The 15674-nt window shown below is 46.1% G+C and carries 13 protein-coding genes; 1 reads left to right on the top strand and 12 read right to left on the bottom strand.

The genetic code is table 11. The features are described from left to right. Positions 1 to 18 precede the first annotated feature (18 nt). The 7 genes from tagF to ACQY8X_RS08550 form a co-directional block, all read right to left on the bottom strand. The gene (tagF, locus tag ACQY8X_RS08580) at positions 19 to 675 is read right to left on the bottom strand and encodes a type VI secretion system-associated protein TagF (RefSeq protein ID WP_428034738.1); all 657 of its coding nucleotides are present in this window, start codon (positions 673 to 675) and stop codon (positions 19 to 21) included. Between the two features lies 1 nt (position 676). Further along, on the bottom strand, positions 677 to 4252 hold the full coding sequence (gene tssM, locus ACQY8X_RS08575) for a type VI secretion system membrane subunit TssM (protein ID WP_428034737.1): 3576 nt from the start codon (positions 4250 to 4252) through the stop codon (positions 677 to 679). A 49-nt stretch (positions 4253 to 4301) separates the two neighbouring features. Then, positions 4302 to 5579 (bottom strand): type IVB secretion system protein IcmH/DotU, encoded by a 1278-nt coding sequence (icmH, locus tag ACQY8X_RS08570; RefSeq protein ID WP_428034736.1) that lies wholly within the window; start codon positions 5577 to 5579, stop codon positions 4302 to 4304. Positions 5580 to 5730: 151 nt separating this feature from the next. After that, positions 5731 to 7083: a type VI secretion system baseplate subunit TssK gene (gene tssK, locus ACQY8X_RS08565; protein ID WP_428034735.1), complete on the bottom strand. Its 1353-nt coding sequence runs from the start codon at positions 7081 to 7083 to the stop codon at positions 5731 to 5733. 55 nt (positions 7084 to 7138) lie between these two features. Continuing rightward, positions 7139 to 7606 carry a type VI secretion system lipoprotein TssJ gene (gene tssJ, locus ACQY8X_RS08560; protein WP_428034734.1) on the bottom strand — a complete coding sequence of 156 codons (468 nt, stop codon included), beginning with the start codon at positions 7604 to 7606 and terminating at the stop codon, positions 7139 to 7141. A gap of 167 nt (positions 7607 to 7773) precedes the next feature. Further along, entirely contained in the window at positions 7774 to 8289 is a 516-nt protein-coding gene (locus ACQY8X_RS08555; protein ID WP_428034733.1) for an Hcp family type VI secretion system effector, read from the bottom strand. 178 nt (positions 8290 to 8467) lie between these two features. After that, positions 8468 to 9238 carry a hypothetical protein gene (locus tag ACQY8X_RS08550; protein WP_428034732.1) on the bottom strand — a complete coding sequence of 257 codons (771 nt, stop codon included), beginning with the start codon at positions 9236 to 9238 and terminating at the stop codon, positions 8468 to 8470. 230 nt (positions 9239 to 9468) lie between these two features. Between ACQY8X_RS08550 and ACQY8X_RS08545 the strand changes: the two genes are divergently transcribed. Then, positions 9469 to 10308, top strand: coding sequence for a hypothetical protein (locus tag ACQY8X_RS08545; RefSeq protein WP_428034731.1), 840 nt, complete (start codon positions 9469 to 9471; stop codon positions 10306 to 10308). Between the two features lie 57 nt (positions 10309 to 10365). Here the strand turns inward: ACQY8X_RS08545 and ACQY8X_RS08540 are convergent, their stop codons facing one another. From ACQY8X_RS08540 to ACQY8X_RS08520, 5 genes are all read right to left on the bottom strand, one after another. Next, a complete protein-coding gene (locus ACQY8X_RS08540) occupies positions 10366 to 10653 on the bottom strand; it encodes a type VI secretion system PAAR protein (RefSeq protein WP_428034730.1) in 288 nt (95 codons plus the stop codon). 31 nt (positions 10654 to 10684) lie between these two features. Beyond that, entirely contained in the window at positions 10685 to 11758 is a 1074-nt protein-coding gene (locus ACQY8X_RS08535; protein ID WP_428034729.1) for a hypothetical protein, read from the bottom strand. A gap of 46 nt (positions 11759 to 11804) precedes the next feature. Next, complete coding sequence (locus ACQY8X_RS08530; RefSeq protein WP_428034728.1) at positions 11805 to 12803, bottom strand: hypothetical protein; 999 nt, start codon at positions 12801 to 12803, stop codon at positions 11805 to 11807. Beyond that, positions 12800 to 14686: a LysM peptidoglycan-binding domain-containing protein gene (locus ACQY8X_RS08525; protein ID WP_428034727.1), complete on the bottom strand. Its 1887-nt coding sequence runs from the start codon at positions 14684 to 14686 to the stop codon at positions 12800 to 12802. The genes ACQY8X_RS08530 and ACQY8X_RS08525 overlap by 4 nt, the downstream gene beginning before the upstream one ends. Positions 14687 to 14765: 79 nt before the next feature. Beyond that, positions 14766 to 15656 carry a DUF4123 domain-containing protein gene (locus tag ACQY8X_RS08520; protein ID WP_428034726.1) on the bottom strand — a complete coding sequence of 297 codons (891 nt, stop codon included), beginning with the start codon at positions 15654 to 15656 and terminating at the stop codon, positions 14766 to 14768. Between the last annotated feature and the right edge of the window lie 18 nt (positions 15657 to 15674).

The raw sequence follows: 15674 nt of genomic DNA, 5'->3' as shown, positions 1-15674 counted from the left end.
TCCATGGTTATAATTCATCTATCTTCCCGTTAAAAAGAAGCGAAACTGGGACGCATCCGGTAAGCCATTACTAAACCAAAGCTGAGGCTCGATAGTTTCGGAGCCTTCACTCCACCAGACCGTCGGATGGCTGTATTCAGACGTTAAATCCAGATTACGCAGATCAGCACGCTGCAGTTCAAGGTTGTGCATAACCACCACGGGTTTGACGGCCCGATACAGATCAACTGAGGGGTATGCGGGCAGCAATTTCAAACTAGCCACCTGGTGGCAAAACAGCGGAAAGTCAAAGTTATCCTCAAGTGAGTCAAACAGCAGCGTTTCAATCTGCATCAGTAACTCCTCCTGATCTTCCAGTTGTTTCAGGCAAACAAACGGGGTGGAAACCGGCACCGCTATCAGACAGGGAAACTTGCGTCCAACACTATCAATACTGGGGATAAAAACGCCCAGCCAGCCCTGACTATCGACAATGCCCGGCGAGATATAAAACTGCCAGACTGGCGCGATCATATAATGCGCGCTCCAGTTATCGTTCATATAGCCTTTACTACTGGTCATCCCTTGCTGTAACCAGCGATCGAGATTAGCAATACAGTTGCGGCTAAGGCCACGACTGACAAAATCCCCTTTGCAGGGAACTTTACCGTAAAAACCACTCTGCACCGGCCCCATATCAGAGGGATTCCTGACAGCGGAATCCCGCTAACAAATCATCAGCAAAGGGATTAATGACACTTTTAGCTCGCAGTTCAAAAGCGGCACTCAACCCCTCCTCAGAAAAGTTCACTTCGTACACCGCCCGGTTATCGGTTTTGTTCAGCTGCGATTTATTCAGCAAACGAAACCAGGCCCAGGGACCATCTTCAGTGCTGGATTTAACCTCGCCATTAAGTCCTTCGAAACGCAGACGCACAGTGTCACTATCGAGCGAAGGCCAGGTGACCGCACTGGAACGACGAGGCCCGTGACGATAGATCACTTCCTGTGAGCCGATACTGAGAAAGAACTTTGATGCATCTGTATCCAGCCTCACCGGTCGCATCACGAAAGGTACCGACAGTTCGCCATTACGAAAGAATGTTTCTTTAATATCGTTCGCTTTCTGCAGCTGAAGCAGGGTCTCCTTAGTCAGGCCGATCTTCTGACCATCGACCTCACGCTCAACCCAGGTACGCCCTTTGGTATCAATAAAATCCCGGAGGTAGGTATTAACAAAACTGTCCAGGGTGCCATCCGGACCAAAGAAGCGACTAAAATCCTCCAGGGTCACTTCGGAGCTGGCATTGGCGTTCACCGGATAACGACCTTCCAGGAAGTTTTTACACTCATAGGTCACCTGAGACTGCCACAGCTGATTCAACTCGGTTTTGGTGTTGTCCAGTACAACCGACCAATTCTGCGCCCCCAGGGCCCCCAGCCACCCCTGCATCATCTCGGGCATATCCGCCTGGTAGCTGTTCACTTTTGCCAGTGGATCGGTTTTATTGCGGGAGATCCGTCCCTGAACCGCATCAATGGCGCCGGTACTGGAGAATGATGAATTAGCAGCATCATCCATATAGCTACTCAATTCAGCCAGATCCTGACTCAACCGGTCCAACAGCGAAGAACTGCCACGCTTCTCCATTAACTTGTAGTACGGCGTATAATAACGCTCAACCTGCTGCCCAAGATCGCCTCCCAGATTATCGAGCAAGCCCGCTTTTTTGGCATCACGCATCAGGCGACTAACCTTCTGCTGCTTCACAGCTACGCCCTGATTAACACTGGAGAGCGTCCGCGCCAACTGATCAGAGCCCTCGCCCTGCTCTGCCGAAAACGGTTTTGTCAGCGTCGTCTCCTCATTCAGGGTCTCCACTAAATGACGTAACGGGCTATCCAACCCTGCGGCAACCGAGATCTGCCGGATACTTGCTTCCGCATTGGCCGGGCGCTGCATCGCCATATCATTGATCATGTCATCCCAGTGCTGAATAAAGTCGTCATAATACAATCCGAGCACTTTACGCTGCAGGGTATCGCTGTCCATATAATGACGCGACTGATAGCGATCACCCATCACCCAGTTATTGTCGATATATTCCTTTGAAAGCGTGGTGCTGTTGGGTAGAAACAGTGTGTAGAAACCCTGTTTGGTAAATACGCCAGGCATCACAAACGTCGTCAGGTCACCGCCATGCTTACTCTTAAAAAGATCAAACGCATAAGGGCCAAACACCTGATCCAGTGCCAGGTCATGTTTATGTTCCTGATTCAACTCTCTGAGGATCGCCTGATAGACCTGTTTTTCTAACGGATCGGTCGACAAGATTCGCCGGGCATGGGAGACAATCTCCTCATTCAGTGCGACCGGCAGGAAACCATTCTCCATCAGCACCTGCATATGTCCGCTCAGATCATTGACTACCTGCTCGTCAAGGGCATAGGATTCCTGCCAGTCAAGCACCGCCCAGGTGGTTAGTAGCTCAGCATCATAGGGTTTTACACCGCCATACATCAGGTAGGTTTTAAGCAGTTCATAAAGGCTGGAGGTCTGCTTAGGATCACTGGCAATAATCAGCTCTTCAATCCGCGCGGTCAGCACCGGCAGCAGTGCACTTTGCAATAAGTTCAGATACGCCGAACGCGCCCCCTCAGTAAGGGTATACCCCTGATACAACCCGAAGGTATGATCGACACCCGTATCATCATAAAGCTTGGTTGCATCACGTAACGTATTCAACTCCGGCAATACCGACAGAAAATCGGCTTCAAACATCGGCACCTGCACTGACTGCTCAGAAAAGCGGGTATTTAGCTGGGTCAGCTGCTGAATCTTTTGTTCATTATTCACGAATGACCAACTCAGCAGCCCAGTACCAAGCAGAAATACCATCAGTGCGCCGCTAACAACCAGACGTTGCATCCAGCGACGTCGCCTGATCAGTTGCTGGTCAACTCCAGCGATACCAGCTTCGACAAAGATCACCCGCTGTAACAGGTTTTTGAGAAAGAAACTTTTACCGCGACCACTGGCGCCCACCAGTGTCGAATTATTAAAGCCAAAGCTCTTTGCCAAAGTCCCCAGCAAGCGGTCAATGGGAGTCCCGGCCTGAGTCCCACTGGTAAAGTACACCCCCCGCAGCAACGCCCCCTCGCTATAGCGATTGGTACTGAAAATATCTCCCAGAAAGATCGAAATAATATCCCGAAGCCCGGCAAACTGACGGGGAAAGCCCATAATCAGAGTGCGTTTATCAGGATCCTGCTCCTGATATATCCGCTCAATCAGTTGCTGTTCCAGTCGAAGCGTCAGTGCGTCAAACCTGTCTGCATAATCATCAAGATTAAACTGCGGCCGACCAGATTCGGGCAGCTGAAACGTTTCACCCCACACCTGTGCCCGGGCGTCACGGTCATAATGGCCAAAGAACTCACTGAAACCGGAGATCAGATCACACTTAGTAAAGGTAAAATAGACCGGTGCTGAGATCCCAAGATGCTCATTCAACTCTTCGATACGACGCCGTATAGTCTGCGCATACAACGCTCTTTCGTCGTCGGATTGCTGCATCAGATCAGCCACGCTCATGGTCACCAATACGCCATTCACTGGCTGTTGCGGGCGATTCTTTTTCAGCAGATCCATAAATTGCTGCCAGGCGGCACGGTCAACCGATTCATGGCTATCCTGAGTGGTAAAGCGGCCGGCAGTGTCGATCATCACTGCCTCGTCGGTAAACCACCAGTCACAATGACGCGTGCCACCAATTCCCTGAATTGCCTCGCTGCCCATCCGGTCGGCCAGAGGAAAGTTCAGTCCGGAGTTAATCAGTGCAGTGGTTTTACCCGAGCCCGGTGGGCCAATGATGATATACCAGGGCAGCTCATACAGGTTAGTGGCTTTACCGGAGCCGCCCTTACTGTTGCGCAAAATCTGCAACGCTTCATCAAACCGACCACGAATAATTGCTTGCTCATCCTCTCGCGCACTCTCCGCCATATAGGCCTGATCCAGCTGCTCACTCCCCAGATCATCCAGCAGTTGTTCATTTTTTTTCTTTTGCCGCCAGAAAAACAGGACTGTGATGCCTGCCCAGCAGAGTACAACGATCACAATCGCCAGAAGCCGGGCAAATTCGCTGGCCAGAAAATAATTTTCGGCGATGGCAAATAATGGCCCGATAAACCAGATCAGCAATGCGAGACAGATAATCCCGATACTCTGAATAAACCATCGATTGGTGATAATCCTGATTAACTTTTTCACGTGTCTTCCTGTCAATCCCTGAACAAAACATGCTCGCATTAAGGCATTACTATTTTCGCAGCAGAATCTCGACCCTGCGGTTGAGTGCCCGGTTCAGATTGGAGTTATTCTCCACCAGCGGAGCGCTGGAGGCTTTGCCCTCAACCCGCATCACCACCCCCTCTTCCAACTGACTGAGCAACACTTCAGCAACGGACTTAGCACGGGCTTGTGACAACGCCCAGTTAGAGGGGTAACGGGTTGAGAAAATAGGCACATTATCGGAATGTCCTTCGATGATAATCGGCTTACCCACACCTTTAAGCTGCACACCGATTCGCTCTACCAGAGAGACAAACTCATGGGACAGATCGGCTTGCCCTGAAGGGAACAACCTTGCATGACGTAATCGCAATCTGACCTGATTTTCCTCATCGATCAGTTCGACGGTTCCTGCTGCGAGCTCTTCCACTAACACGGGTTCCAGCAAAGCAAAATAATCGATCTTTTCAGGCATCAGATCAGGCTCAGGCGCGGCAAACAGCGGCGCGGCAAGACGATCAATATTTACCGGTGTTACTTCAACAACAGGGGTACGACTGATACCGGCAAACAGCTCCATCAACTGATCAGACTTTTGCGTTATCTTCCAGATAAACCCCAGAAACGCAGCCATCAACAGGAAAAGACAAAATGCCCAGATCACCCAAAAAGGTACATAACGGGCAATACCAATACGTCGATCAGACACACCTTCCCAGTGAGGGGATAGCCCTTCCGGTTCATAATTGCGGTGTCGATTAATGAGGATATAAAGTTCGCTGCGCAAACGGTCCAGCTCCCGACGACCATTAGCCATGCGCCGGTATTTGCCTTCAAAGCCCAGGGAGAGGCACGCGAAATAAAACTCCAACAGCTCGAGATTACTTGCCGGACGTTTCATCAGCTCATTCAGATAACTAAAGAAGCGCTCGCCACCCCAGGCCTCCTGGTGGCGGGTAATCAGCAGACTCTCACTACCCCAGCGGCTGTTACTGCCCCAGGGAGTATTGAGTACAATCTCATCGATCAGGGCACACAAGGGATAACTGATATACTCACTGTTCTCCCGTCCTCCGGACACTCCCCAGCCCTGAGACTCATACAGTTGAATCTGATCCAGCGCATATCGACGAAACTCTTCGAGATCAGGACACTCAATCGTATTCTGTATCTTCCCCAGAAAAGCCAGCAATGGAGTGACCAGTTGAAGCAGTGGATTTTCCCCCTGCGAGAGCACTCCCTGGGCAACAGGCCCTGCACCAGAATAGTCATAATCGGTTGCAGGGGATCTCAGTGGCTGGCTCATAGGTTGCCCGTGCTGAACATAGTCGGTATGAGGAGCCGGCTGTCGCGAAGCCAAATCAGTTGGTCGCCGGTCAGGAGTTCCTGTGTTGCGGGGTTTACGCCCTCCCGGCATCGGGCGAATTACGGTTTGATCATCCATGATATACAACTATCTATCTGCGTTTAATGGCCCAGAACTGGCATTCAAGCCCTGGGAACTCGCCTCCCACATGAAAAGCGATACCGCCGGATTTATCCAGCTCTTTCCAGATCTCATGACTGGTATCGAGTTGGAAGTAGGTAAACCCTGCGTGGTACGGAATCTCCCGTGGCGCTACCGGTAACGGAGCGATGGGAATACCCGGCAATGCACTGGTAATAAGCTCGCGTATGCGTTCAACCGGACCAATCTTGATCTGTTGTGGAAACTGAGTACGGAGTTTTTCCTGAGCAACCTGAGCGCTGACGGCAAAAATGAAGTCCGCACTTTTTAGCAGTACACGATCGCGAATTCTGGCTGCCCTAATACCATACTGTTCAGGAGAGAGAGGAATACCTTCCGCTATCTGCTCAAGTACTGTGCCGAAGCAACCTTTCAACTCTTCCAGTAAGGGAAGAAACGTACCAATCAGATTATCCTGCTGATACTCAGTAAACTCCGGGGGACGCTTTTCCGGCTTCATAAAGGTCGCCAGTTCGCCCACCAGCTGTAGTAACCGCTCATACAGCTCCAGTGGTGACATCTCCGGCACCTGACGGTACAACGACAATAAAGGGTCAAATCGATTCAACAGCTGAAGCAACATAAAATCTGTCACTTCGGCAACGCCCCCTTTACCGCCGGAACTACTCACCCGGGCTGCGAGCTCCCGTGCACGGGTAGTCAACATCGATTGCAATTCAGTGAGAAAATTCTGTAACAGGTCAGACGCGCCAATATCTAACAAAGGTGGTATAAACTGCTGACGCAGACGGATCTGGCCGCCTTTTACTTCTTCAATTTGCGCAACCGCCAATCGGGTATAACCATCAGGCACCTGATTCTCCGAGTTCTGCCGGGCATCCTCAATAAACAGACGTAAGCGCAACTCTCCGACCTGAATACTGGTCTGCTCATTTTGCACCGAAACCATATCAGCGACTTCAACAGATTTTGGCAGATAGCGCACCAGACTATTACGATTGTCGTTGCTACCAACTTCCGTAATACCTGATTGTTGCAATGGAATTGCCAGATAAATTATCGCATCGGAGATCGAGTCATTAACCAGCACAGGCAGCGGTGGTGCATCGCCGGTATGCATATCAAAACTGGTACCATCAGCAAAACATCCGGCACAATCGTCCAGTGAAACCTCACCAATTTTCAGATTGGCGGAATTAACTTGCAAACGGGAAAAGCCCCAGTTAAAGCAGGTGATCGCACGAATGCGGTTATTAATTTCCTTCAACAGATATTGGTCATGCTGTTGAAAATGCTGCGGCCGAAGGAACATACCTTCATGCCAGATAACTTTATTCGTCACTCCGTGACTCCACTTCAAAATCCAAAATCAGACGCTAAATCACAAAAAAAGCTATTCAATCGAGCAGGTCAAGTGCCAATTGATTGTCCTTAAGCCGAACCTGAACCGACTGGTCCTTCTCTGCGTTTACGGCAACCACTTTTTTCATCACACCGTTGTCAGTATTCTGAAAAGCGGCCAACACACCAACAAATTCGGTATTTTTATCCAGCAATGTTTTTTTAATTGCCGATCCTCCGGGATTTACAATCATCTCATCACGTAATAACAGGTCACCCGACAACAAAGCACTGTCGTTATCATAGAGGGCAAAAAAGTCACTCTCTTTAAACAGCGCATCATCTTCTAACTGATAGATACGCACGACTGTCGGGGAGGGTCGTCCATCGAGATCCTGATTAACAGCGGAATCCGCAATAACAGAAACAACCAGCTCTGGGGGTGGAGGCGGTGGCTCATCATCAGACAGCATATCTGAAACAGTTGAGCAGCCATTTAGCAGTGTGGTGGCGAGAAGCAGCATAAAAATTTGCCGCCAAAATCGCTCCAAAAATCCCTGGAACATAATGAACTCCCTTTCTAAGAAGGTGAATTAAACCCCAAATCTCCTGTTTATTGCAATGTTCTGGAGCAATAGATATAAAAAAACCGACCCGCAGGTCGGTTATTAGCAGACATAAACCCGGGTTATCAGGCTTTTGGCAGACGCCAGTCATCAGAACCAGAGGTTCCGGCAACTTCATGAGTCCAGCTGATCTTACGATAAGTGAAGGCAACATCTTCCATGTGAGTGAAATGTTCCATTGCTGGATCCTGACAGTTAGGCATATGCGCCTTGATATCAACAATCATTGCATCTTCCAGCACATGAGTGAAGTAATGCTCTTGCTGACCCGTCATAGAGGTGCGGTACCATTTCAGCTCGATACGCGGCAAACGTTCACCACTGGTCAGCGCTTCGAACAGTTTAGGTGAAGACTTGTCATAAATTTTGGAAATAACCAGCGCATCATGAACACGCTGACCACTTGGCTGACCACTTTGTGGGTCGCGAGGAATCATGATCTGATGGGAAAAGCCCTGAACGGTAATTTCGTTCTCATGACCTTCCTGGTAACGATTCCCCATAGACTCCATGCTGTTAGCGCCTTCGGTGATATTACCCTGAGTTTCGCCCTGAATGGACATATAACCTGGTGTTGGCATTTTTTCTCTCCTTAGATAGTGATGTTAGCCTGCCAGGTTTAAAGCATGCTTCAAGCCAAAAAACAAAAATATGTTTTATTTCAAACAGTTAAATTAAATTCAAGGTGAATACCAAAGAAAAAGAAACCCCCATGCTGGGCAGTAAAATGCGCAATCAGTATCGACTGCGCAAACTCACTCAATACTCAATATTCAACAGAGACTGCAACTTAATTTGCAGCGGATTTTCAATAGCATCGATCTGGTCAACATCAATGATCTCTTCAAAGCCTGTACTTCCAGAGAACTGTGACACCATTCGCACCAACTCATTCTGAGGCCGGAATGCAGCCACCCGGGATGTCAGCACAACAAAAGGAAGCATGCCCGCAATTTTCGGCTGCCGCTCAATTGACACCGCATAACCTAAGCCTTCCAGCAAACGCACCAGTCCCGGGCTATTCTCAAGCAACAGCCAGATTACCAGCGCATTCAACACAAACGAAGTAATGGAATCGTAATGGGGCTGCTCATCTTTAAGCTTCTCTGCGATCAGCCTGGGCAGGTCATAACTGCAGTCATAGCTAAGCACCCAACGCACCGGCGAACTAAAACTCAAAATCGTCCCATCCAGATCATCACGATAAACCCAGGGTTCAGCAACTAACTCATTCTGAATGGCAGGTACAGGAGAGGACAGCTTGGCGTTGTAACCAAAGGCATCACGCAAAACAGATTTGTAGTTCTCCAATATGATGGAATAGTTTTTCTCAGCGCCAACAACTTTATCGCGGGAGGCACTCTGCATATACTCCCCCAACACCTTTCTGGGAGAAAACAACGGGGTGATGGTTTTCAGATACGCCTGAAGTTCTTTATTAAGAATGACGGAAACCGCCTTAGACCGCTCCCGCAGCTGAGTCATCTGCTCCAGCTGAATCTCTTTGATAGGCGTCATTGCTCCCTGCATCTTTTTTACTCCCTTAACGTGACAATCCTTTTGATTGACGGAGTTTACTGCAGCCAGCGATTAAAACAAAGGGCTGTGCAACAACCGCAGAAAAGTGAGAAAGAAACCGCGCAATTATTGCTTACGCACCCAAATTTGCCCGCTATTTTGTTAGAAATCGGGCCTATTGCGTGGCTTGATTTTTGCTTAAATACGATCAGGCCGTAGAGAGAAAAATAAGGATTCCAGCCATGGATAAGGTTTACCCGATTGCAATATTAATCGCCGCTATGACAATCACTGTCTCAGGCAACGCATCGGAGCGTGTGCCGCGCTTACCCTCATCCACCTATAATGTGGAGATCAGGCCAGATAACTACTATTACCACGAACAGCAACTGGGTGCCTGGTTTATCCAGTGTTATCAGCGTAAACAACCTGCAGAACGTTACTGGCATTGCAATGCCTCTGACAGCGAAACCATCCGCCGCTTCAGAACGACCCTGAAAGACCCGGCACTGGCATTAACTGAACAAGAACCTCAACCGGTTACTCAGGCGAATACCGCACCCGCCAAACAATCGACAAACACTCAGCAAAGCATTGCTCAGGCGGAAACCGCCCCCGACGCGAAAAATCCGATAGCTCAGAAAATACCGCATAAAAAGAGTGATCCTGCCACACAGCTGGCTTATATACCGACAAACAAACATCAGAAAAAAGAGTTAACGAGCAAAACCCACGAGACAGAGAAAAGTGAGACACCAACAGCCCAGACAATACAAAGCCAGAAGACACAACACCACTGGGTAATACAGAGCGCTGACTTTAACAACCCGGCATTAGAGCCGGAAACCTATTATCTGCTCCAGCTGGCGGCCTTCCAAAACAAACAGGACGCCAGTCAATGGCAACAACGCTATCCGGATATAAAAACCCAGGTGATCAAAAGCCAGGGGAAGTTCACTCAGTGGTTCAACGTCGTCACAGCGCAACCGGTTGAATATATCGAAGCCATCACCCTGTCCGAAACTATTAAAGATCAGACCGGCGAAACCCCCTGGATACGGGAGAAGAAAGAGCTTTTATAAGCAACGGTGTAAGTGGCTTGTTTAACCGTTCTGGATATCAAGCCACCCGACACTCAATCAGCCGATTGAGACAGTGCCAGAACCCGCCGCCACCGAACCCCCACAGCTAATAGAATCACCCACCCGGGCAGCAGGCCGTCCATTAATCATTACAGACGAGGAACCTGCCGCGACCGCCCTTCCATGCGGCGGACACTTGCTACAGCCGTGAGGTGCAAGAGGGTCACCTACACGAGCCGCAGGAATCCCGTCAATAAATACATCACCACTACCAGAGATAATGGGTGTTGATGGAAAACACCCATGGCCCGACCCTATATCACCTAAACGCGCAGCTTTTGGCATTTTAAACACTCCTTATTAACACTTAGTTATACTAAAACTCTCGTACTGATCGATAATCTCCATCTAATACTATAAAACCTTTCTCATTGGCAAAACCTGATACCAATTTAAATTTACGACGGGAGTAAAACTCTACCTGATCATGAGGAATATATGCCGCACAATAATATGGATTAGGCAACCCAGACTGAATTTCTAACTCTACAAAATAATGCAAATATCTTTCATACTCGTCAGTAAGGCTATCATTATGATTGTGCTTCTTTCTTAATGTTTGATAACTGTCTAAATGGACAACCTTAGCTGTAATCTTTGAACCTGACTTAATAATTTTCTCAGATAAACAGACCTTACGATTGAACTGACTAAGAGGTTTCTTAATTTTTTTCTCTATGAAAACTAGGAAAAGACAAAAGGCAGCTATATACATCATCACATAACGATAGAATTCAGCGAAAAAATCACTCATATCTTCAACAAACATAAAACTAACGGCGGGTAACTGAAGAGAACTAGCTTCACCAGTAGCAAGGTAGTTCAGATTAAAATAGAAGAACGCAAAAGAAAAAAAGCTAGTTGCCACAAGTGCAAAAAATTTAATAAATAGATTAAACATAGACGGAAACCCCAACTGCACAAGGTTTCCATCTATATCAGTACAGAGCCACAGCTTACGCCCTAGATTGGCATAAAAGAAATCAGGCTCTTTTACACCGGATCTGTTGGCGACATAAGCACTTCCTGCTCTCAATTTATGATCTAATAAGAAGAGCTGAGAATATGATTTATCCATCCCGATAACGTTACCAAGATAGACCCCCTGTACTTTCTTACCAAACAAGTACATTACAGCACTTTCTAGTACACGAAAGATGACAGACACATGCAAAACAAACAAAACTATAAAGAAGAAGTTTGTATATTTTGCCACATCATCCCAAAAGAGGAGATAGTCAAAAACTGTATATTCTGAATGTTTTTCAACAATGTAGTTATATAAATATAACGGCATCAACATAAACAGCCAAATACCTACTATAGATGACCAGTATAACGTTCCAGAGGTGCGACTCTCTATTTGAATATCGGGGTAATTATGGTACATAAAGCCCTCATGACCTGAGGAAATATTATCTCAGGCCCGACTATAACTATCGAGTGATAATCCATTGATCACCTTGGCGACGAAATACTACATCAAAATATTCAGACCCAGAGCCATCTTTGAAGTTATAAAACAACATTGCACCTTTAGATCTTGATGTCATTCTCATGAATTTTGACTCACGCATGGTAACATCCATAGCCCCCCAATACTTACCTGAACCATCACTTTTCTTTAAACTTAGTGGAGTAGCAACATCTGGATTACTAACGTTTTTGAATGATTTAATCAGTAGTTTCTCTGTTTCTCCTGGAGCCCTATACAACGCCAGATCATATTCTCGGTTACGCTCTGCAAATTTATCTTTAATCCACCCCCAATCCTGAGCAGAAATTTTAGCCTGTATCTCTTCATAAAGCGGCATTAACCGATCCCGCTCCTGATTGAAACCATCTCTTCCCAGACTAGTATAAACAGGAAGGTCATCTCCATTCTCAAAGGCCCATCGTGGTAACGACGTGTTAAATTCTGCGTTTACGCTTGCAAACTCAATTTTTTTCCAAACATCATCTTCCTTAACATCGAGTTCCTTAACAATAAGCTTTCCATCATCACTCTTATCAAAGTTCACTGTAGAATAGTTACCGGGTTCTCGGGAAGAATAATAATGTCCATTTTCAAAGCCTAAACCGAAAACAGCTTTACTATCCTTGTCATCGAAGTCTCTAAGCATAAGATTCACAGCAACTTTAGCTCCTTCCGGCATAGTACCTGTGTCCTCGTCACGGTATACCAATATTTTAATTTCATTATCGCCTGATACAATCAGATGATTAACATGAATCTTCGTTGATACTTGAATTTCTCTATCAATACTCCTATAAACTGTCAGCCCATTCATTAAAACAGCATAGGCAGCGCCATGCCCTTCGACACTAATACTAAAAAAAGGTTTTCTTTCAAAAACAGTCATATCTTCACCACAACCTACACATGTAATAATTACCAAAGAAACACAAAAAAAACGTACTAGTTTTTTGATCATACAGTTACCTCTCCTACTCCAATCCCTTCGCTATTTTTTGACTCTGGCCATTTACAAGGTTCTAGAACAACCTTCATTTTCTTATATTCCTCATTTTTTATGTCTTTATCTTTTTTGGGTAAATTATCAACATAATCGATGCCAGTTTCCTCTTCACTTGCGCTTCCATTATCCGAGGACTTTACTCCAAGCTCAGCATAGAGACATTGATAAATTGAGAGCCCCGTAAACTCTATCTCACCGTCAAAATAAGGTTTGCAGTCTTTTATTCCGGGTTTTACTTTCGCAATTAAACCGCAACCTTCACTGCTTTTTTTAGCACTTGCTGCTAATATTTTCGCACCAGCCTTTACTTCTACAATAAAAGTTTCAACCTCCATTTCTGCTTTTCCCTCAAGCTTCAGTAGTACGCTCCCCCCAATCTCATTTTTATTCTCTGTGCTATTCAGTTCCCAATCACCATTCAGCTTTTTCTCCCAGGAAAGCTTACCGAAGACCTTATTTTCGGCAGAAAGAATAATGGCCAGCACTACCCCTTTCTCTTGAGCATAACCTTTAACTTTACTCAAAAACGGACCGATTCCTGGAATAGCCGTAATAGCCCAGCCTAAGATATCGATATTAATTGTCATTCCTATCAAGGGATCCATTTCTAAATTAGCGGTACCTGTTATGTCTAAGGAGAATTCATTCTCAGCTTCTTTTGTCTCAACATCAAAACTGACTTTGACTTTTGGCAAGTCCAGCACGAAATCAGTATTAGAAACCGCTTTTCTTAGTAACCCACGAGCACCGTTCTGAGAAGCGGTAGCCGCTTCCTTATAAGAGTGGTACGCCATCTCATCTAACTTCTGGATCAAGCCATCCATTTTGCCTTGCATCCAGGGAAAGTACTGATCTATCGTTGTGTCCTTTTTATTGGTTACTTTTACTTCCGCTCCCCCAAGAACAAAACTCCCCCCATAATCGAACACAGCTTGTCGTCTTTCTCCTCCCCTATCAAAAAAAGGAACAGACTCTTTCTTTTCATCATAACCAAAAGAAACAAAAGCTGACCCTTTAAATGTGGGGACAAGTATTATGTCTGTCACTGCTTCTTTACTAGCCAGACTACACCCATGTTCCACTTTATTTAAACGATATGTCGCAAGCCTTGGTAGCCCTCCTTCCTTAAATTTGAAGGCATATTTATCAGCTATCTTAAAAATCTCTTGAAGTTGACCGACATCTCGCTCTACCTCTTCTTTTGCTTTTTCTAGTTTCCCTTCGCTTGTCAGGCCAAACTCTGCAGGTGAACTGAATTGAGTTTCTTCACCTAACTCACTGACTACTTCCACACCCGTGCACATATTACTGCCGTTTTCACAACATCCAGAAAATGTTACTTTAACTGTTTCGTGGCCATGTTCATCTGCCAAACAAAACAACTTGGGAGTGCCTTTTTGTTTCGGATCACCATTAATGGCGTCTAACTTATACTTTCTTGATGAGTGACCGCACTCAACAATCATCGTATTCAGTTCACATTCTGTATTAATTGGGCAGTTTTGCTGGCTTTTAGCTGCTGCAGAATTGCCTGCTTGCTGAGTTTTAGCTAGATTCTTTGTTGGGAGTGGTTGAGGGCCATAGACAACAGGTTTATCACTTTTAAAGTCTGATCGTGGATCTTTGGGCGTCAAGGCATATGATGGTGCATAAGGTCCTTTGACTCCGGAAACTACGGGTGAAGATTTTAATGGCAACCTAATATATTGTCCTGGCACGATATAATTAGGGTTCTCTTTTAGCTCAGGATTCTCACTCAGGATTCCATCTACCGAGATACCTTTTTTCTGACCAATTTTCCAGAGACTATCTCCAGGCTGAACCGTATATCCTTCCATAGATTTTTTCCTTTACCGTCGTATTTTACAAATTTCTATGAGTTTTAAACTTCCAGATAGTTATAACAACTTATACTGCCTAAATGTTGAGCTGTGCGCGATACTCTGCTCCAGCCTGAATCAATAAAGTTACCCTCGCTGCGCCATCAGTTATAAACGGATCTTCGACAATATTTTTTGCCCAGATTAATCCATCAGGGCCACAGAAGTCATCTCCCCACTGAATACATAAACTACAATATTCAAACAGATCAGTCCTGCCGACAATATTGAACTCTTCAGCCTTTGCAATACACAACCTGAATCTTTCTTTTAATGCTTCATCTGTCTCATTTAAGAAATGATCTGGGTATACCGCTTGTATATCTTCAACCAGTTGAGTCAGATAGTTATCCAACGCACTTAGATCCATCTTCTGCATCTGCTCTGTTGTAATCATCATCCGCCCTTTGCCGGAGTGACTTGCAGATAAAACAGTTTGATTATGGTAAGTTTCTAACGTTTCCTGCTGTATCAAGATATAGCGATCAATATTTTCAAATAGTTGATTGCGCTGCTCCTGACTTGCTATATCGATAAAGCACCCAAGCACACGAGGATCATAAAACCGAAAAACCAGGGTATTTCCTTCTGAATCATTCACTAGCAGATGCTTGCGAAGACTCTTCCGCAATTGAGTGATAGAAACCTTATCCTGACTTTTAATAAAAACTGCGCAGTCACTACGACTAGCCATTTCAAGTAGCCAATCACTAAAAGCGGTTTGTTGTGGTAAGTGAATAAGATAAGGAGCAACCTGTTCAAGATCAGGAGGCAGTTTACCGCTCCAAAGGCAGCAATGTTGAGGATTATCTTGCCAGAGCCTGTGGCGTACTTCTGGTAATGCAGCACCGTCTACCACCGCATAAAAATGACTGTCCGGTAAATTTTTAAAGTTAGACTCTGCTTTGCTTTTAGAACCCTGTAGCATTGACCTGTCCCTGGTAAA

The organism is Amphritea sp., assembly GCF_050300915.1.
Classification (GTDB): domain Bacteria; phylum Pseudomonadota; class Gammaproteobacteria; order Pseudomonadales; family Balneatricaceae; genus Amphritea.
Note: the sequence above shows the minus strand (reverse complement) of the source record. Positions and strands in the feature narration are given on the sequence as shown.